Here is a 17,865-nt window from a genome sequence, read left to right on the forward strand (position 1 = left end):
ATGTTCGACACCTCCTCCATCGACCCCAAGGCCCTCGGCAAGGTGGCCGTGCTGTTCGGCGGCAGCAGCGCCGAGCGCCCAGTCTCGCTGATGAGTGGCGCCGGCGTGCTGGCCGCGCTGCAGTCCCTGGGCGTGGACGCCCACCCCTTCGACCCGGCCGAGCGCCCGCTGCAGGCGCTGAAGGACGAGGGCTTCAACCGCGCCTTCATCGCCCTGCACGGCCGTGGCGGCGAGGACGGCAGCCTGCAGGGCGCACTCGAATGCCTGGGCATCCCCTACACCGGCTCCGGCGTGATGGCTTCGGCCATCGCGATGGACAAGGTCAGCACCAAGCGCATCTGGATCGCCGAGGGCCTCCCCACACCGCGCGCCCTGGTGCTGGCGCGCCACGAGCTGACGCGCGAGCGCGTGCGCACCATCCCTGATGAACTGGGCCTGCCGGTGATCGTCAAGCCGCCGCATGAGGGCAGCAGCTTCGGCGTCAGCAAGGCGCAGGGCTATTCGGACATGCAGGGCGCGGTGGAGCTGGCGCTGGGCTTTGACGACGAGCTGCTGTTCGAGGAATGCATCGAAGGCCCTGAGCTGACCTGCGCCGTGCTGGGCGATGGCCAGGATGCCCAGGCGCTGCCGGTGGTCGAGATCCGTGCCGTGGGCGGCAACTACGACTACGAAAACAAGTACGTCAGCGACAGCACGCAGTACCTGTTCGGCAGCCTGCCTGCCGCGCTGGAGGCCGAGGTTCAAGCCCTGGTGCTGAAGGCCTACCGCCTGTTGGGCTGCCGCGGCTGGGGCCGTGCCGATCTGATGCTGCGCCAGAAGGACCAGAAGCCCTTCCTGCTGGAGATGAACACCAGCCCCGGCATGACCTCGCACTCCCTGGTGCCCAAGGCCGCCAAGCAGATCGGCCTGGACTACCCGCAGCTCTGCCTCTGGCTGCTGGCGCAGGCCCGCCTGGATCGCCGCTGAGCCCTTGATGACCGACACCTTGCCCACCGACAGCCTGCCCAGCGACATCCGCTGGATGCAGCTGGCCGCGCCCGTGCTGGCGCTGCTGGCCGTGCTGCTGCTCGTGACGGCAGGGGGGCGCTGGCTGGCGCAGCGGCCCTGGTGGGATTGGCGCCAGATCCGCATCGAAGGTGATGTCGAGCGCAACAGCCTGGCCACGCTGCGGGCCAATGCGCTGCCGCATCTGCAGGGCAACTTCCTGACCCTGAACCTGGCGCAGGCGCGCAAGGCCTTCGAGGCCGTGCCCTGGGTGCGGCATGCCCAGGTGCAGCGTGTGTGGCCCGGGCTGATGAGGGTCAAGCTGGAGGAGCACCGTGCCGTGGCGCTCTGGGATGGCCGCGGCGACTGGGGCGAGCCCGCCCCCGAGCGCGCCCTGCTCAACTCGCACGGCGAGGTCTTCCACGCCAATCTCGGCGATGTCGAGGACGAGAACCTGCCCGTGTTCGCCGGCCCCAACGGCAGCGCCCCGCAGGTACAGCGCCTGTGGATGCGCCTGCAGGGCAGCAGCCAGCGCCTGGGCGAGCGTGTCACCCGCCTCGAACTCTCGGGCCGCGGTTCATGGCGCCTGGCCTGGGCCAGCGGTGCCGTCGTGGAACTGGGCCGTGGCAGCGAGGACGACCTGGTGCAGCGCTACGAGCGCTTCCTGCCCCATGCCCTGGCCGTGGCCCAGCGCTTTCACACCAGCGTGGCCGGCGCCGACCTGCGCCATGTCGAGGGCTATGCCCTGCGCCTGACCGGTATTGGCGTGAATCCCAACCCCAACCCCAAAGCAATTACGAGGAAACCCTAGCATGGCCAAGGAATACAAGGATCTGGTCGTCGGCCTGGATATCGGCACGTCCAAGATCATGGCCGTCGTCGGCGAAGTCATGCCGGGCGGGGAATTGCGGCTCGCGGGTTTGGGCATGGCGCCCTCGCATGGTTTGAAACGCGGCGTGGTGGTCAACATCGACGCCACCGTGCAAGCCATCCAACAGGCCCTGAAAGAGGCCGAAATGATGGCCGACTGCAAAATCACCCGGGTTTTCACGGGGATCACCGGCAGCCATATTCGCGGGCAGAACTCCACCGGCATGGTGATCGTGCGTGACAAAGAGGTCACGCCGGTGGATGTGGCCCGGGTGGTGGAAACCGCCAAGGCCATCAATATTCCCAATGATCAGCGCCTGTTGCTGGTCGAGCCGCAGGAATTTGTCATCGACGGCCATGAGGTCAAGGAACCCATCGGCATGAGCGGCGGGCGCCTGGAAGTCAAGGTGCATATCGTGACGGGCGCTCAATCGGCGGCGGAAAACATCGTCAAATGCGTGCGCCGCTGTGGTCTGGAAGTCGAGCAATTGGTGCTCAATCCCAGCGCCAGCAGTTTGGCCGCCCTCACCGCCGACGAGCGTGAACTCGGCGTGGCGCTGGTGGACATCGGCGCCGGCACGACCGATGTAGCGATCTTTACCGGCGGATCGATCCGACATACCGCCGTGATCCCGATCGCGGGTGACCTCATCACCTCTGACATCGCGATGGCCCTGCGCACCCCGACCAAGGATGCCGAGGAAATCAAGGTCGAGTTTGGGGTGGCCAAACAAATGCTGGCGGACCCGGCCGCCCAGGTCGAGGTGCCGGGTTTGGGTGACCGTGCGCCGCGCATGTTGTCCAAGCAGGCGCTGGCGGGCGTGATTGAACCGCGGGTCGAGGAAATCTTCGCCCTGGTGCACCAGGTCATCCGCGAATCGGGTTACGAAGAGTTGCTCAGTTCCGGAATCGTGCTGGCGGGCGGCTCGGCGGTGATGCCCGGAATGATCGAACTGGCCGAGGACATGTTCCTCAAACCCGTGCGGCGCGGCAATCCGACGTATAGCGCCGCCCTTTTCGACATGGTTGCCAATCCCCGCTCCAGCACCGTCATGGGCCTTTTGGAAGAAGGTCGGCTGGCGCGAACCCGGGGTTTCAAGGCGGCTCAGCAGGCCGGCTCCATGAAAACCCTGATGCACCGCTTCAAGGATTGGTTCGCCGGGACGTTCTGACACCACAAAACAAGGGGTTCAAACCAAATAAAGCGGGTTTGAATCTGGATTTTTCACAGTATTGCCGCGAGAATGTCGCGGTCCACGGAGGTAAGTATGGCCATCGAGATGATCGAAGAGTTCAACCAAGGCACCCGCATCAAGGTGATCGGTGTTGGCGGCGGCGGCGGGAATGCCGTCGAGCACATGATCGAACAGGGTGTGCAAGGGGTCGAATTCATTGCGGCCAATACCGATGCCCAGGCCCTGAACCAGTCGCGCGCCGACCAGCTGATCCAGCTCGGCCGTAGCGGCTTGGGCGCCGGCGCCATTCCCGAGCGCGGCAAGGAAGCCGCGGCTGAAGCCGAAGACCGCATCCGTGACGTGCTCGAAGGCACCGACCTGCTGTTCATCACCGCCGGCATGGGCGGCGGCACCGGCACCGGCGCGGCCCCGGTCATCGCCAAGGTGGCCAAGGACATGGGCATCCTCACTGTCGGCGTCGTCACCAAGCCCTTCGACTTCGAAGGCTCGCGCCGCAACAAGCAGGCCGACGCCGGCCTGACCGAACTCGAAGCCGCGGTGGATTCGCTGATCGTGGTGCTGAACGACCGCCTGCTCGACGTGCTGGGCGACGACGCCACGCAGGAACAGGCCTTCGCCTTCGGCAACGACGTGCTGAAGAACGCCGTTGGCGGCATCTCCGACGTGATCCACCTGCCCGGCCTCGTGAACCTGGACTTCCAGGACGTCCGCACCGTGATGCAGGAACCCGGCAAGGCGCTGATGGGCACCGCCCAGGCCGGCGGCCCGGACCGCGCCACCAAGGCGGCCGAGCAGGCCATGGCCTGCCCGCTGCTGGACGGCATCAACCTCACCGGCGCGCGCGGCGTGCTGGTGCTGATCGCCGCCTCGCGCTCCACCTTCAAGCTGGCCGAGTCGCGTGCCGCCATGAGCGCCATCAAGCGCCTGGCCCATGAAGACGCGCACGTCATCTACGGCACCGCCTACGACGACAGCCTGGGCGACCAGCTGCGCGTCACCGTCATTGCCACCGGCCTGAACAGCGCCAAGCAAGCCGCAACGACCGACAGCCGCCCGCAGATGCAGGTGGTGCATGGCCAGCGCACCGGCACTGACAACCTGCCCATCCTGACCCAGGCCGTGGCCAGCCCCGGCCTGCCGGGCCAGGGCCATGCCCCGGTGATGGGCCATGGCGGCGGCGGCGACTTCGGCAACCGCGACATGCCCTCGGTGTGGCGCTATGGGCGGGCGGCGCAGAAGGTTGATGCGCTGTCGGCGTCGGGTCTGGACGATATTGAAATCCCTGCATTCCTGCGTCGTCAGGCGGATTGATTTCAAAGCCGGCGCTGACCGGCGATTAGGGGCTCGTGCTGCGGTACGAGCCCTTTTTTCATTCCGCTCGGACAATCCCGCCCATGCTGGCTCAACGCACTTTGAAATCCATGACCCGCGCCGTTGGCGTGGGCATCCACAGCGGACGCAAGGTCGAGCTGGTGCTGCGGCCCGCGCCGGTCAACACCGGCATCGTGTTCCGCCGTACCGATCTGGCGCAGCCGGTCGATATTCCGGTCAACCCGCAGGCCGTGTGCGACACCCGCATGGCCACCACCATCAGCCCGGGTGGCGACCCCGGCGCGCCCAAGGTGCAGACCATCGAGCACCTGCTCTCGGCCTGCGCCGGGCTGGGCCTGGACAACCTGCGCATCGACATCAGTGCCGACGAAGTCCCCATCCTCGACGGCTCCGCGGCGAGCTTCGTGTTCCTGCTGCAGTCAGCCGGCATCGAGCTGCAGGACGCTCCCAAGCGCTTCCTGCGCGTGAAGAAGCCCGTCGAGGTGCGCCGCGGTGAGGGCAAGCGGCTGATGTGGGCGCGGCTGGAGCCCCTGCACGGCTACACGCTCAGCTTCGAGATCGAGTTCGACAACCCCGCCGTGGCCGCCACCGGCAGCCGCTACACCTTCGACATGGGCTCGCACGCCTACAAGCGCGAGATCGCCCGTGCCCGCACCTTCGGCATGACCAGCGACATCGAGCTGATGCGCTCGCGCGGCCTGACGTTGGGCGGCAACATGGACAACGCCATCGTGGTCGACGACGACAAGGTGCTGAATGCGGAAGGGCTCCGATACGACGACGAGTTCGTCAAGCACAAGATCCTCGACGCCATCGGCGACATGCAGGTGGCAGGCCACCCGCTGCTGGCGGCCTACACCAGCTTCAAGGGCGGTCACGCGCTGAACAACGAGCTGCTGCGTGCGCTGCTGGCCGACCCCACGGCTTACGACTACGTCGAGTTCCAGGACCCGGCCCAGGCCCCGGCCGGCTTTGCCGAGCTGGCGCCGGCCTGGTGAAGCCGGTGCACTCCGCATGATCGGTTTTCGCATCGTCTTCGGCCTGCTGCTCTTGGCGGCCCTGGTCTGCTTCGGCCTCGCGCTGGTGAAGCGCGAGCCGCGCTGGCAGCGCCTGGGGGTGCTGATCCTGAAATGGACGCTGATCGCCGCGCTGGGCTTCTTCGCCGTGCTGATCGCCGACCGAACCCTGGGGGGCTGAGGCATGGATTGGCTGCAGCACAACCGTCAGGCCTGGAACGCTGATGCCGCCGCGGGTGGCCCCTGGTCCACGCCGGTGGACGAGGCCGCGCTGGCGCGCGCCCGCGCCGGCGATTGGCAGGTGCACCTGACCCCCAAACTGCCGGTGCCGCGCGAGTGGTTCGGCGACATCGCCGGCCGCGACCTGCTCGGGCTGGCCTCGGGCGGCGGCCAGCAGATGCCGCTCTTTGCCGCCGCCGGCGCGCGCGTCACCAGCTTCGATTTCTCCGAAGGCCAGCTCGGCCTGGACGCCGAGGTGTGCAGGCGCGCCGGCCTGCCGCTGCGCTGCGTGCAGGGCGATATGCGCGACCTCAGCGCCCTGTCCGACGCCAGCTTCGACCTCGTATTCCACCCGGCCTCGAACTGTTTCGTGCCGGATGTACTGCCGGTCTGGCGCGAGTGCTGGCGCGTGCTGCGCCCGGGGGGCGTGCTGCTGGCCGGCTTCATGAACCCGGCCGTCTACCTGTTCGACCATGAGGTGGCCGATGCCAGCGGCGAGCTGCGCGTGGCCTACCGCCTGCCCTACTCGGAGCTGGAGCTGCCCGCCGAGCAGGCACGCCGGCGCGCACAGGGCCAGCCGCTGGAGTTCAGCCACTCGCTCGACACCCTGATCGGCGGCCAGTTGCAGGCCGGCTTCCTGCTGGCCGGCTTGTTCGAGGACCACTGGTTCGACGACAGCTGGCTCTACAGCCGCCACGCGCCGATCTGCATCGCCACGCGCGCCGTCAAGCCGGGCTAGGGCGAGCCCGAGGCCGGGCGGCCAAGGGCCCGTGTCACCATTGCCGCACAAATGGAGACACGCCCTGCCGGCCGCCGCAGCAGATCCAGCCGGATGGTGCTGGCCCTGCTGTCGCTGGCCTGCGCGCTGCCGGCCTGGGCCGCCGAGCGCTTGGTGTGGGCCGGCTCGCCCTATGCGCCGATGGCCATTGCGTCGGGTCCGCTGAAGGGTCAGGGCTATGTGGACCGCATGATTGCCGAAGTGTTGCAGCCCGGTCTGCCGCAGTTCCGCCACGAGCAGATGCAGGTCTCGCCCAACCGCCTGGAATTGGAGCTGCTGCGCACCGACATCGCCGTCTGCAGCCCGGCCATGAGCAAGGCGCCGCAGCGCCTGGAACGCTACCGCTACACCCAGCCTCTGTTCCGCTTCCTGCCGGCCGGGGTGGTGCTGCGGCGCGAGCAGGCGCTGCGCAGCGGGCCTGGGCCGCTGGCGCTGCAGCAACTGCTCGCCCAGGGCCTGCGCTTCGGCGTGGTGGGCTATCGCGCCTACGGGCCACGCGTGGATGCCCTGCTGGAGCGCCATGAAGCCCAGCGCCAACGTTTCATCCTCAGCCAGTCCAACCAGGCCGTGCTGGCCATGCTGGCGCGCGGTCATGGCGTCGATGCCGTGCTCGTCTACGGCTTCGAGCTGCGCCACTTCGCCTTGCAGCAGCCCGAGCTGGGCGCCGAGCTGGTGTGGCGCCCGCTGCAGGAGCTCGACGACACCCAGCTCTCCTACACCGCCTGCTCGCGCAACCCGGCGGGCGAGCGCGCGGCCCGGGCCATCGACGCGCTGCTGCAGCAGCCGGGCGTGCGCGAGCGACTCCAGGGCCTGTACGAGGCCTGGCTGGATGAGGAAGGCCAGCGCCAGCTGCAGGCGCTGCGCCAGCGCATGGAAGCGCAGTTCTGGCAGGAGTGAGCCGCCCGCAAGGGGGTGTCTGTAGGGTTCTCCGCGCCTCCACTGCCGATCTCTGCATATTGGATCCAATGGGAAGGATCCCTCGTCCGATCGCGTAGCGGGGCGGCCCCAAGCCGCCCGCCCGGGACTCTGGCGCTGCCCAGAATCGCGCCCCGCTCGGCTTTCCTCGGGGCCCGCTCATGCGCCTTCCCAATCTGCTCGCCAGCCGCCACGGCCGGCTGCTGGCCTTCTTCCTGCTCTACGTCACCGAAGGCATTCCGCTGGGCTTCGCTGCCACGGCCGTGGCCACCCAGCTGCGCCGCTACGGCGTGGGCCCGGCCGAGATCGGCGCCTTCGTCGCCTCCTTCTACCTGCCCTGGGCCTTCAAATGGGCCTTCGGGCCGATGGTGGACGTGTTCCGCTCGACGCGCTTCGGCCACCGCCGCGCCTGGATCCTCGGCACCCAGCTGATGATGGCGTTGACCCTGCTGGCGCTGATGGCCGTGCCCTTGCCGACGGGCCTGGGCCTGTTCACCGCCATCCTGCTGGTGCACAACGCCTTCGGCGCGCTGCAGGACGTGGCGATCGACTCCCTGGCCTGCACCACGCTGCAGCCCGAGGAACGCGGCCTGGGCAACGGCCTGATGTTCGCCGGCGCCGCCCTGGGAACGGCGCTGGGCGGCAGCGGCGTGCTGTTCCTGAGCGGCTGGACCGGCTTCAGCTTCACCTTCGTCTTCGTCGCCGCCGCGATCCTGGCCGTGACGGCCAGCGTGGTGTGGCCCCTGCGCGAGGCGCCCGGCCTGCTGGATGCACCGCCGCCCGCCGGCTGGCGCAGTGCCGGGCGCGAAATGCAGCGCTTCGCCGGCGATGTCTTCCGAGCCTTCCTGGGCACGCGCGGCGCCTTTGCCGCGCTCGGCTTCGCGCTGCTGCCGGTGGGCGCCATGGCCCTGGGCCTGGCCCTGCAGTCCAACCTGGCGGTGGAGCTGGGCATGGACGACGCCCAGATCGGCTGGCTCAGCCTGGCCACCCAGGTGGTGATGGCGGCCTTCATGGTGTTGGGCGGCCACTTGGGCGACCGCCTGGGCCGGCGCGGCACCCTGGCCGTCTACATCCTCGGCATGGCCCCGCCCACGCTTTACCTGGCCTGGGCGCTGCAGCAGGCCGGCTACATCTGGCCCAGCAGCACGCCCACGCCCCAGCCCGCGCTGCAGCTGGCGTTGTGGGTGGCCTCGATGGGCTACTCGGTCTTCCAGGGCCTGATGTACGGCACCCGTGCTGCGCTCTTCATGGACGTGACCAACCCGCGCCTGGCCGCCACCCAGTTCACCGCCTACATGGCGTTGATGAACTTGGCGATCGCCTTTTCATCCAACTGGCTGGGCCTGGCCACCGAACTGCTCGGCTATCCGCTGACCCTGTTGCTGGACGCGCTGACCGGCCTGCTCTGCCTGGCCCTGCTGCCGGCCCTGCGCGCCCAGCCCGGCCTGGTGCACGACGGCCGCGCCGAAGCCCGAGCACGCCGTTGCGCGCTCGCGCTGGGCCTGCTCTGCCTGGCCTGGCTGCCCTGCAGCCTGCAGCTGCCGCAGTTCGGCAAGGCCCAGCCCCTGATCCACACGGTCTTCACCCTGGTCTTCGTGGCCTCGGCCCTGGTCCTGCTGGCCGGCCGCGCCGAGCTGGGCCGCGCGCGCCGCCTGGTGGCCTGGCTGGCGCCGCTGCTGCTGGCGCTGCCGGCGCGGCGCTGGCTGCCGGCCCTCGATTGGCCGCCGCTGGTCAGTGCCCTGCAAGGCCTGAGTCTGCTGCTGCCGTTGGCGGCCGGTCTGTTGCTGCTCGGCTTAGGGATGCGCAGTTGGCAGGGCCTGGCTCCGCAGCCGGCCTAGGGCCAGGTGCTGCGCCAGTCGTCCAACCAGGGGTAGAACCAGCCCGCCACTCGGCGCTGGCGCTGCCCAGCGGCCCCGCGCGGCAGCGGGCAGTCGGCGCCAAAGCCGCGGTGCAGGGCGCGCAGGCTGTGGCCATCCCACTCAGGGTGGAACTGCAGCGCGCGCTGGTGGCGGCCACGCGCAAAGCCCTGGCAGGGCCAGGCCGCGCTGCGGCCCAGGCTGTGGCAGCCGGGCGGGGGTGCGGCAAAACCCTCCTCATGCCATTGCAGGGCTGCAAGGCTTTGGCCGTCCGCCAGTTCCACCTGTGTCCAGCCCTGCTCGGGCTCAGGCAGCGCGCGGATGGGCGCGCCGAGCGCGCTGGCCATCAGCTGGGCACCCAGGCAGATGCCCAGACAGGGCAGGTCTGCTTGCAGCCAGGCGCGCAGGGATTGCTGCTCGGCGCGTAGCCAGGCCGGCGCGCGGTCCAGCATCCAAGGCCCACCGAGCAGGATCAGGGCCTGCCAGCCCTGGGCTTGCAGAGCGAGCGGGCCGGCGGCGAACAAGGCCTCGGCGCGATGGATTTCCAGCTGGAAACCGCGCCGTCTCGCCCAGCTCGCCAAGCGCCCCGGCCCCTCGGCCGCATGCTGCTGCAGCAGGCCGATGCGTGGCGTCCCGCTCAGGTCAGATCCCCTGTTTCCTGGTACAGCCATTGCAGTGCGGTCTTGGGGGTGAGGCCGGCAGATTGCAGCGCGGCCTGCAGCCGTTGCGGCTGCGGTGCCTGCAGGCCGCCGCCGGGCAGGCTGAGCAGGCGGCGCGGGGCGCCCACAGTGCGGGACTGGAAGCGGCCGACCAGGTCGATGTCCGGCCGCTGCTCCAACCATTTGACGAGAAAGCGCTCCTGCCCCTGGCCGAAGCAGAAGAAGCGTTGCTGCGCCGCCTGGTGCGGGCGCGGGTCCAGGCGGTTGAAGAGCAGGACCTCGTCGACCGCCCAGGCCGCGCCGGGCCGCAGCAGCGGGCCGCCGCGCTCGAAATGGCTCTCGTGCAGATTGGCCTGGAAGCCGCCCAGGGCCTGCGCGTGGCCGGGCTGCAGGCGGTTCAGGTCAAAGCGCTCGGGCTCCAACGTCAGATAGCCCGGGCCGCGCGCCAGGCGCTGGCGCACTTGGCTCTCCAACCCGGCTTCGGTGGCGCGCAGGCGCAGGAGCACCTGCACATCGTGGGGGCTGTGGAACATCGGCAGGTGCGAGGCATACAGGCCCTCCAGGCCACCGAACAACAGCATGCCGTGCAGGCCGGGACGGTCGGCCTCGGCATGGGCGGTACGTGAGCCCAGCCAGGGCAGGGCGGTGCCCAGGGCGAGCAGCTGGCGGCGTGCGGGGGAATGAAGCATGGCCGGCATCCTCGTGTGTGCACACATGCCCGGCAAGCAACGAATAGTCAACGATCATTGCCGCCATGGAACTGAACGATCTGCGCCTGTTCGCTTGTGCGGCCCGGCATACCAGCCTGCAGCAGGCGGCTGCGGAGCTGCACCTGACGCCCTCGGCCCTCTCCAAGGCCATCAAGCGCCTGGAGCAGAGCCTGCGCACGCCGCTGTTCGAGCGCCAGGGCAAGGGCCTGCTGCTGAACGAGGCCGGCGCGCGCCTGCAGCAGCGCGCCCTGGCCTTGCTGCATTTGGCTGAGCAGACGCGCGCCGAGTTCGCCGGCGCCGCCCATGCGGTGGATTGCCGCCTGGCCGGCCCGGCCCTGCTGCTGGCGCGCTATGCCCCCGCGGCCGCCGCCGCACTGCAGGGCCTGGGCAGCGCCGCGCGCCTGCGCCTGCTCGATCTGTTCGAGCTCGAAGCCCTGCAGGCCCTGCAGCGCGGCGAGGCGGATTTCGCGCTCGTCAGCGCCGCTGTGCTGGCTGGCGATGCAGCGCCCGCCGGCCTGGCCCGCCTTGCGCTGGAAACCCTGCCCATGCGCCTGGGCCTGGCGCCGCAGCATCCGCTGGCCGCCGCACGCAATGTGGGCGCCACTGAACTGGAGCAAGCCGATTTCGTCTGCCCCACGCGCTCGCTGTTCTGCGGCCTGCGCCGCGGCCCGGGCTCGGACGGCTGGCGCGACGAGGCCCTGCCGCGCCGCATCCGCTACCGCGTCGACGACCTGCACAGCCTCCTGACCTTGGTGCGCAGCGGCCACGCCTTGGCCTATCTGCCCGAGTTTTTGATCCAGCAGGAAGGCCTGCAGGCCAAGCCCCTGCGCGGCGCGCCCTTCCACTGCGAGGAACAGGCCTTGCTGCTCTGGCGCCCGGCGGCGGCGATGGGGTGGCAGGCGCGTTGGGTGGAGGGACTGCGGGGTTTGATCTAGTGTTGTGTCGAGTCCTGAAAGCCCGCAGGGGCTTCACCCCTGCACCCGACCTTCTTTCTTTGCCTCGCCAAAGAAAGAAGGCAAAGAAAAGCGACCCCGATGCCAGCGCCCCTGGCCGTGCCAGGGGTTCCCTGCGGTGCGCGAAGAGCGGGCCCCGGCCCAAAACTCACTGCGTTCGCTGCGCTCACTCCGTTCAGACAGTTGGGCCGAGTCAGTGCTTGATGCGCGCTGCGCGCGCGGGCCCGCTCTTCTGTGCTCCTCGGCTTGGCATAGGGGCAACTCCAAACAGCCAGCAGCCGAACAGCCCGGACTTCAATCAGCGCGCCGTCTCCCGGCTGCTCAAGGTGCTACCTCAATGCGCTGCAGAGCAGCGCAACTTGACTGGGCGGCGTGCGCCAGCACGTGTTGCCAAACTGACCAAGCTCACGCGAGTCGAATGGCGCGTGCTGCTAGGCGTATGCACGCGCGAGCACCGCCAGCCCGAGTGCGATGAGGAACGATGCCGACGCCAAGAACGCTGTCAAAACCCAACCGTAGCGAACCCTGGCAAAAGGCTGCTCCGGCAGATTGGCCACCGAAAGCAGGATCGCTACGAGGCGATTTGAGTTGGGTTTCGTCTTCGTATCCACCATCACAACGACGGCCAAGATGGCAGCCAGGACTGCAGCCGTCGCTGCTATTGGTGCGAGCCAGGGCGGCGGAAGTGTGTAGACGGCCGCCACGCCAGCGCCCATTGAGCCCATGATGGAGGCGACGACCCGGGCCATCTTCAGATGCCTAGCTGTCCAGCCCCAGCATCACCCGCCCCAGCGCCTCGGCCACCTCGATGCCATCGACCCCCGCCGACATGATGCCGCCGGCGTACCCGGCGCCCTCGCCGGCCGGATAGAGGCCGCGCACATTCAGGCTCTGGTAGTCCTTGCCGCGCGTGATGCGCAGCGGCGAGGAGGTGCGGGTCTCGACCCCGGTCAGCACGGCGTCCGGGCGGTCGAAGCCGCGGATCTGGCGGCCGAAGGCGGGCAGGGCCTCGCGGATGGCTTCGAGCACGTAGTCGGGCAGGCTGCCGCGGCCCTTCTGGGCCAGGTTCGTCAGCGTGATGCCGGGCTTGTACGAGGGCTCGACCTCGCCGAGCACGGTGCTGGCCTGGCGCTTGAGGAAGTCGCCCACCAGGCCGCCGGGCGCGCGGTAGCCGCCGCCGCCCAGTTCGTAGGCGCGCGATTCCCAGATGCGCTGGAAGGCCATGCCGTCGAGCGGATTCACCGGGCCTTCGGTCTTGCCGTCCTGGCGGTAATCCTGCGGGTTGATGCCGACGACGATGCCGGCATTGGCATTGCGCTCGGCGCGCGAGTACTGGCTCATGCCATTGGTGACCACGCGCTCCAGTTCCGAGGTGGCGGCCACCACGGTGCCGCCCGGGCACATGCAGAAGCTGTAGACCGACCGGCCGTTCTTGGCGTGGTGCACGAGCTTGTAGTCGGCCGCGCCCAGGATGGGGTTGCCAGCGTTCGGCCCGAAACGGGCGGCGTCGATCAGGCTCTGCGGGTGCTCGATGCGATAGCCGATCGAGAAGGGCTTGGCCTCCATGTAGACGCCGCGCCCGTGCAGCATCGTGAAGGTGTCGCGCGCGCTGTGGCCCAGGGCCAGCACGACGTGATCGGTGCGGATCTGCTCGCCCGATTCAAGGGTGAGGCCGCGCACGGCGCCGTCCTCGATCAGCAGATCGGTCACCTTCTGGCCGAAGCGGATCTCGCCGCCCAGGGCCTCGATGTCGGCGCGCATCTTCTCGATCATGCTCACCAGGCGGAAGGTGCCGATGTGGGGCTTGCTGACGAACAGGATTTCCTCGGGCGCGCCGGCCTTGACGAATTCGGTCAATACCTTGCGAGTCAGGAAGCGCGGGTCGGAGATCTGGCTGTAGAGCTTGCCGTCCGAGAAGGTGCCGGCGCCGCCTTCGCCGAACTGCACATTGCTTTCGGGCTTGAGCACGCCCTGGCGCCACAGGCCCCAGGTGTCCTTGGTGCGCTCGCGCACCGCGCGGCCGCGTTCCAGCACGAGCGGGCGCAGGCCCATCTGGGCCAGGATCAGCGCCGCAAACAGGCCGCAGGGGCCGAAACCCACCACCACCGGGCGGTGCCGGCTGGGCTGGGCGTAGAAATCCGCCGGCGCGCTGCCCGCCACGCGGTAGCGCGTGTCCGGGCTGGGGCGCAGATGCGGGTCGCCACTGGCCAGCAGTTGGGCCTCGCGCGTGGCCGAGGCCAGCTCGCAATCCAGCGTGTAGATCAGCTGCATGGCCGTCTTCTTGCGCGCGTCGTGGGCGCGCTTGTAGACGGTGAAGCCCAGCAGCTCGGCCGCCTGGCCCGGCTTCAGACCCAGGCGCTGCAGCACGGCGGCCTGCAGTTGCTCCTCGGTGTGGTTCAGCGGCAGGCGCAGGTCGGTGATTCGAAGCATGGTGGCAAAGCGGAAAAAACTACGGCGCCAGGAGGCGCCGTTCGGACTCAGGAGCCAGGGGGCTCTTAGCCTTGGTGCGGGCGCTTGCCCGGGTTCTTCTTGCTGCGGGTGTGCGAGCCACGTTCCTGGCTGCGCTTCTGGCCGCGCGCGGTGGTGAAGGTCACGCCGGCGGGGGTGGCGGGGCGCGGGGTGGCCTTGCGGTCGGCTTCGGTACGGATCTTGTTGCCCATGGTGTGGCTTTCAGAAAAATGGAGTTTTGACAGCCAGAAGTCCACAACGGCATTCGGCCCAGCGCCCGCGCGTTGCGCGCAGGCCGGGGCGGAGTTTAGGCGATGAGCTTGCAGACGCTCATTCGGCCAGCTGCTGCAGCTGCACCAGGCGCTGGTACACGCCGCCCGGGATCGCCATCAGCGCTTCATGGGTGCCGCGCTCCACCAGATGGCCGTGGTGCAGCACCAGGATGGGGTCGGCGGCGCGGATGGTGGAGAGCCGGTGCGCCACTGCGATCACGGTGATGCGGCCGCGCAGGGCGCTCAAGGCCTCGCCCAGCAGGGCCTCGGTGCCGCTGTCGATGTTCGCCGTGGCTTCGTCCAGCAGCAGGATCTTGGGCGAGCCGGCCAGCGCCCGCGCCATGGCCAGCAGTTGCTTCTGGCCAGTGGAGAGCTGCACGCCGCCTTCGCCCAGCAGGGTGTCGTAGCCCTGGGGCAGGGCCAGCAGCATCTCGTGCAGGCGCGCCTGGCGCGCGGCCTCTTGCAGCGTGGCGTCGCTCAGGTGCGTGCGGCCCATGCGCAGGTTGTCCCAGGCGCTGGCCGAGAGCAGCTGCGGCTCCTGCGGCACCAGGGCCAGGTCGTGGCGCAGCCGCGCTTCGTCCAGGGTCTCCAGCGGCTGGCCGTCCACCAGAATGCGCCCGCCGCGCGGTGCATAGAAGCGCAGCAGCAGGGCCAGCAGGGTGCTCTTGCCGCTGCCGGTGTGGCCCACCAGGCCCACGAAGCTGCCGGCGGGCAGCGTCAGGTCGAAGGGGTGCAGCACGTCGGCGCCCTCGCCATAGCCGGCGCGTAGCTGCTCGATGCGGATCTCGCCCCGCTCGATGCCGGGCCCGCCGGGCGCAGGCAGGGGGGCGTGGGCCTCCTGCAGCAGCACGCCCACGCGCGCCGCCGCCACCAGGGCCTGCTGCAGCTGGCCGAACTGCAGGGTGATCTGGATCAGCGGCTCGACCACGCGGGTCAGATAGCTGAGGAAGGCGTAGAGCAGGCCGACCTCCAGCCCGCTGACTTCGCGCTGCTGCGCATAGCCCAGGATCAGCGCCACCATCAGCAGCACGTTCAGCAGGTCCAGCGCCGGGCGCAGCAGCCAGGCGTTGGCACGCATTTCCTTCATGCGGGCGCGGTAGTGCTGGTCGTTGTGGTTGGCAAAGCGGGCCTGGAAGCGCCCCAGCGCGCCGCTGGCCTGCAGTACCGCCAGGCCGCCGAGGTTCTCGGCGATCTGCGCATTGATGTCGCTCTTCAGCGCGCGCGCCTGCGCCACCGCCGGGGCCGAGAGCCGCTGGTAGGCCCAGATCACCAGGACCATGGCAGGCACCAGGGCGGCGATGATGAGCATCAGCCGCCAGTCCAGGAAGGCCATGGCCACCAGGGTGCCGGCCACGACGATGCTGGAGTCCAGCATCACGTACAGCACCTGGCGGTAGAGCTGGTTGACGGACTCGGTGTCGTTGGTGACGCGGCTGACCAGGGCGCCGGTGATCTGCTTGTCGAAGTAGGCCATCGGCAGCGCCAGAACATGCTGGAACACCTGCGCGCGCAGGCGCAGCACGGCCTTCTGTGCCACGCCGGCCATGCGCGTGAGCTGCAGATAGCGCAGGCCGCTGGCAGCCAAGCCGCTGACCCAGATGGCGGCCAGCAGTGCGGCCATCAGGCCGATGGCCTCGAACTGGCGCGGCAGCAGATGCTCGTCGATCAGGCGCTTGGCCAGGATGGGGCCGAGTGCTTCGAGGCCGGCGGCGACGATCAGCCAGGCCGTGCCGATGAAGACCTGGCGCCGCTCCGGTCGGGCCATGGTCCAGAGCAGGCGCGCGGCGTCGCGCAGGCTGGAGCGTGCGACGTCCTGCGCGCGGACTTCCTCACGCATCTGCTCACTCATGGGGGTTCTCCTCGTCGTCCTCCAACGAGGCTTCGAGCTGCTGGGTCTGCCATTGCGTGGCGTACCAGCCGTCCTGTGCCAGCAACTCGGCATGGGTGCCGCGCTCACTCACGCGGCCCTCGCGCAGCACCAGGATCTCGTCGGCCTCCAGCGCGGCCGAGAGCCGGTGCGTCACCACCACCAGCGCGCATTCGGGCCGCGCACGGCGGCGCTCGCGCAGGGCTTGCAGGATGCGGGCCTCGGTGCCGGTGTCCACCGCCGAGAGCGCGTCGTCCAGCAGGGTCAGCGGGGCTTCGCTGAGCAGCGCGCGGGCGATGGCGACGCGCTGGCGCTGCCCGCCCGAAAGCGACACGCCCTTTTCGCCCACCAGGGTGGCGTAGCCCTGCGGCAGGCGCAGCAGGTCCTCGTGCAGGGCGGCGGCGCGGGCGGCGGCCTCCACCTCGGCCGGCGTGGCGTCGGCGCGCGCCAGCGCGATGTTCTCGGCCACGCTGGAAGAAAACAGAAAGGGCTCCTGCGGCACCCAGGCGATGGCCTGGCTGAGGGCGGCGCGGGTCCACTCGGGTAACGGCGCGCCGTCCAGTTCAATGCGCCCGGCATCGGGCTCCCATTGGCGCAGCAGCAGGCGCAGCAAGGTGGTCTTGCCCGAACCCGTGGGACCGACGACGGCCAGCATGCGGCCCGGCTGCAGGCGGAAGTCCAGCCCCTGCAGCACCGGCTGCGAGGGTTCGTAGCCGAAGCGCAGGCCCTGCACCTGCAATTCGGCGCGCTGCACGGGGCTGCGCGCACCGGCATCGCTGCGGGTGGCCTCGGCCTGCAGCACAGGGCTCAGGCGCGCCCAACCGGCGCGGCCACGCTCCAGCAGCGAAAGCACCCAGCCGGCCGCGAACATCGGCCAGATCAGCCGGTCCAGCAGCAGGATGAAGGCAGTGAGCTGGCCTACGGTCAGCTCGTTGCGCGCAATCAGCCAGCTGCCCACCCCCAGCGCGGCCACGGTGGCGGTGGAAAGCGCGATGCCGACGGCGGGCTCGTAGGCGGCTTCCCAGCGCTGCGCGCGAAAGGCGGCCTGGCCCGAGGCCTGCGCCCAGCCCTGGAAGGCGGCTTGCTCCTGCTGGGCGAGGCCCATGGAGCGCACGGTGCGCAGCGCCGTGAGCGACTGTTGGGCCTGCCGGCTCATGCGCCCGAAGTCATCGAGCGAAGCGCTCCAGGCGTGGTGCACCTGGTTGGAGATGCGCCAGAAGGCCCAGGCCATGAAGGGGAAGGGCAGCAGGGCGGCCAGGCCCAGGCGCCAATCGATCGCCAGCAGCATGGTGGCGATCACCAGCACAAAGGTCTGCGTGCCGTCGAAGGCGGCCAGCATGGCGTCGCCGCTGGCGGTTTCCACCGCGTCCACATCATTGGTGGCCAGCGCCATCAAGTCACCGGCGCGCTGGGTCTGGAAGAACAGCGGCGCCTGCAGGCCCAGGCGCTCGAACAGCTGCACGCGCAGGCGCTGGCCGAGCCGGTACGACGCACCAAAGAGAGCCAGGCGCCAGCCCACGCGCAGGGCATACACCAGCAGGCCCACGCCGGCCAGCAGGGCCAGCTGCTCATGGAAGGCGGCGCCCACCAGCCTGCCGCTGACGAGGCCATCGACGATGCGGCCGACCTGGGTCGGGATCCAGACCAGCAGCACCGTGATGCCGCTGAGCATCAGCGCCGCCGCGGCATAGGCGCGGCGGTGCTGCCAGATGAAGGCACGCAGCAGACCGCCCAGAGTCTTGGGAGGGATGGGGGACATGAGGGAGAGGGGCGCGAGTCGGCGCACGGGG

At 69.6% G+C, this 17,865-nt stretch carries 17 protein-coding genes; 10 read left to right on the plus strand and 7 right to left on the minus strand.

Features of this window, described 5'->3' with window-relative positions:
* The 9 genes from I7X39_RS18745 (at position 1) to I7X39_RS18785 (ending at position 9,148) form a co-directional block, all read left to right on the plus strand.
* Entirely contained in the window at positions 1-966 is a 966-nt protein-coding gene (locus tag I7X39_RS18745; RefSeq protein WP_198112702.1) for a D-alanine--D-alanine ligase, read from the plus strand.
* Between the two features lie 7 nt (positions 967-973).
* Positions 974-1,795 (plus strand): cell division protein FtsQ/DivIB, encoded by an 822-nt coding sequence (locus I7X39_RS18750; protein WP_198112703.1) that lies wholly within the window; start codon positions 974-976, stop codon positions 1,793-1,795.
* 1 nt (position 1,796) lies between these two features.
* Positions 1,797-3,026: a cell division protein FtsA gene (gene ftsA / locus I7X39_RS18755; protein WP_198112704.1), complete on the plus strand. Its 1,230-nt coding sequence runs from the start codon at positions 1,797-1,799 to the stop codon at positions 3,024-3,026.
* A gap of 96 nt (positions 3,027-3,122) precedes the next feature.
* On the plus strand, positions 3,123-4,361 hold the full coding sequence (gene ftsZ, locus I7X39_RS18760) for a cell division protein FtsZ (protein ID WP_198112705.1): 1,239 nt from the start codon (positions 3,123-3,125) through the stop codon (positions 4,359-4,361).
* A gap of 83 nt (positions 4,362-4,444) precedes the next feature.
* Positions 4,445-5,380, plus strand: coding sequence for a UDP-3-O-acyl-N-acetylglucosamine deacetylase (lpxC, locus tag I7X39_RS18765; protein WP_198112706.1), 936 nt, complete (start codon positions 4,445-4,447; stop codon positions 5,378-5,380).
* 16 nt (positions 5,381-5,396) lie between these two features.
* Positions 5,397-5,579 carry a hypothetical protein gene (locus tag I7X39_RS18770; protein ID WP_198112707.1) on the plus strand — a complete coding sequence of 61 codons (183 nt, stop codon included), beginning with the start codon at positions 5,397-5,399 and terminating at the stop codon, positions 5,577-5,579.
* 3 nt (positions 5,580-5,582) lie between these two features.
* Positions 5,583-6,356, plus strand: a complete 774-nt coding sequence (locus tag I7X39_RS18775; RefSeq protein ID WP_198112708.1) for a class I SAM-dependent methyltransferase — start codon at positions 5,583-5,585, stop codon at positions 6,354-6,356.
* 51 nt (positions 6,357-6,407) lie between these two features.
* The gene (locus I7X39_RS18780; RefSeq protein WP_198112709.1) at positions 6,408-7,292 is read left to right on the plus strand and encodes a hypothetical protein; all 885 of its coding nucleotides are present in this window, start codon (positions 6,408-6,410) and stop codon (positions 7,290-7,292) included.
* Between the two features lie 179 nt (positions 7,293-7,471).
* Positions 7,472-9,148, plus strand: a complete 1,677-nt coding sequence (locus I7X39_RS18785) for an MFS transporter (RefSeq protein WP_198112710.1) — start codon at positions 7,472-7,474, stop codon at positions 9,146-9,148.
* Here I7X39_RS18785 and I7X39_RS18790 read toward each other — a convergent pair.
* Positions 9,145-9,837, minus strand: a complete 693-nt coding sequence (locus I7X39_RS18790) for a type 1 glutamine amidotransferase (protein ID WP_198112711.1) — start codon at positions 9,835-9,837, stop codon at positions 9,145-9,147. The genes I7X39_RS18785 and I7X39_RS18790 overlap by 4 nt on opposite strands.
* Positions 9,804-10,514 carry a hypothetical protein gene (locus I7X39_RS18795; protein ID WP_198112712.1) on the minus strand — a complete coding sequence of 237 codons (711 nt, stop codon included), beginning with the start codon at positions 10,512-10,514 and terminating at the stop codon, positions 9,804-9,806. The genes I7X39_RS18790 and I7X39_RS18795 overlap by 34 nt, the downstream gene beginning before the upstream one ends.
* A gap of 65 nt (positions 10,515-10,579) precedes the next feature.
* Between I7X39_RS18795 and I7X39_RS18800 the strand changes: the two genes are divergently transcribed.
* Entirely contained in the window at positions 10,580-11,470 is an 891-nt protein-coding gene (locus I7X39_RS18800; protein ID WP_198112713.1) for a LysR family transcriptional regulator, read from the plus strand.
* Positions 11,471-11,919: 449 nt separating this feature from the next.
* Here the strand turns inward: I7X39_RS18800 and I7X39_RS18805 are convergent, their stop codons facing one another.
* From I7X39_RS18805 to I7X39_RS18825, 5 genes are all read right to left on the minus strand, one after another.
* The gene (locus I7X39_RS18805) at positions 11,920-12,237 is read right to left on the minus strand and encodes a hypothetical protein (protein WP_198112714.1); all 318 of its coding nucleotides are present in this window, start codon (positions 12,235-12,237) and stop codon (positions 11,920-11,922) included.
* A 10-nt stretch (positions 12,238-12,247) separates the two neighbouring features.
* Positions 12,248-13,918: an NAD(P)/FAD-dependent oxidoreductase gene (locus I7X39_RS18810; RefSeq protein WP_198112715.1), complete on the minus strand. Its 1,671-nt coding sequence runs from the start codon at positions 13,916-13,918 to the stop codon at positions 12,248-12,250.
* Positions 13,919-13,983: 65 nt separating this feature from the next.
* Positions 13,984-14,148, minus strand: coding sequence for a hypothetical protein (locus tag I7X39_RS18815; protein ID WP_198112716.1), 165 nt, complete (start codon positions 14,146-14,148; stop codon positions 13,984-13,986).
* A gap of 118 nt (positions 14,149-14,266) precedes the next feature.
* Complete coding sequence (locus I7X39_RS18820; RefSeq protein WP_232352056.1) at positions 14,267-16,057, minus strand: ABC transporter ATP-binding protein; 1,791 nt, start codon at positions 16,055-16,057, stop codon at positions 14,267-14,269.
* A complete protein-coding gene (locus I7X39_RS18825; RefSeq protein ID WP_198112717.1) occupies positions 16,050-17,834 on the minus strand; it encodes an ABC transporter ATP-binding protein in 1,785 nt (594 codons plus the stop codon). Before I7X39_RS18825 ends, I7X39_RS18820 begins: the two co-directional genes overlap by 8 nt.
* Positions 17,835-17,865: the final 31 nt, after the last annotated feature.

This window comes from Inhella proteolytica, assembly GCF_016093275.1.
Lineage (GTDB): Bacteria > Pseudomonadota > Gammaproteobacteria > Burkholderiales > Burkholderiaceae_C > Inhella > Inhella proteolytica.

Excerpts from the sequence above, each read along its gene's own strand:
- I7X39_RS18745 (WP_198112702.1), top strand. The coding sequence starts at position 1 with ATGTTCGACACCTCCTCCATCGACCCCAAGGCCCTCGGCAAGGTGGCC.
- I7X39_RS18750 (WP_198112703.1), top strand. The coding sequence starts at position 974 with ATGACCGACACCTTGCCCACCGACAGCCTGCCCAGCGACATCCGCTGG.
- ftsA (WP_198112704.1), top strand. The coding sequence starts at position 1,797 with ATGGCCAAGGAATACAAGGATCTGGTCGTCGGCCTGGATATCGGCACG.
- ftsZ (WP_198112705.1), top strand. The coding sequence starts at position 3,123 with ATGGCCATCGAGATGATCGAAGAGTTCAACCAAGGCACCCGCATCAAG.
- lpxC (WP_198112706.1), top strand. The coding sequence starts at position 4,445 with ATGCTGGCTCAACGCACTTTGAAATCCATGACCCGCGCCGTTGGCGTG.
- I7X39_RS18770 (WP_198112707.1), top strand. The coding sequence starts at position 5,397 with ATGATCGGTTTTCGCATCGTCTTCGGCCTGCTGCTCTTGGCGGCCCTG.
- I7X39_RS18775 (WP_198112708.1), top strand. The coding sequence starts at position 5,583 with ATGGATTGGCTGCAGCACAACCGTCAGGCCTGGAACGCTGATGCCGCC.
- I7X39_RS18780 (WP_198112709.1), top strand. The coding sequence starts at position 6,408 with ATGGAGACACGCCCTGCCGGCCGCCGCAGCAGATCCAGCCGGATGGTG.
- I7X39_RS18785 (WP_198112710.1), top strand. The coding sequence starts at position 7,472 with ATGCGCCTTCCCAATCTGCTCGCCAGCCGCCACGGCCGGCTGCTGGCC.
- I7X39_RS18790 (WP_198112711.1), bottom strand. The coding sequence starts at position 9,837 with ATGGCTGTACCAGGAAACAGGGGATCTGACCTGAGCGGGACGCCACGC.
- I7X39_RS18795 (WP_198112712.1), bottom strand. The coding sequence starts at position 10,514 with ATGCTTCATTCCCCCGCACGCCGCCAGCTGCTCGCCCTGGGCACCGCC.
- I7X39_RS18800 (WP_198112713.1), top strand. The coding sequence starts at position 10,580 with ATGGAACTGAACGATCTGCGCCTGTTCGCTTGTGCGGCCCGGCATACC.
- I7X39_RS18805 (WP_198112714.1), bottom strand. The coding sequence starts at position 12,237 with ATGGCCCGGGTCGTCGCCTCCATCATGGGCTCAATGGGCGCTGGCGTG.
- I7X39_RS18810 (WP_198112715.1), bottom strand. The coding sequence starts at position 13,918 with ATGCTTCGAATCACCGACCTGCGCCTGCCGCTGAACCACACCGAGGAG.
- I7X39_RS18815 (WP_198112716.1), bottom strand. The coding sequence starts at position 14,148 with ATGGGCAACAAGATCCGTACCGAAGCCGACCGCAAGGCCACCCCGCGC.
- I7X39_RS18820 (WP_232352056.1), bottom strand. The coding sequence starts at position 16,057 with ATGAGTGAGCAGATGCGTGAGGAAGTCCGCGCGCAGGACGTCGCACGC.
- I7X39_RS18825 (WP_198112717.1), bottom strand. The coding sequence starts at position 17,834 with ATGTCCCCCATCCCTCCCAAGACTCTGGGCGGTCTGCTGCGTGCCTTC.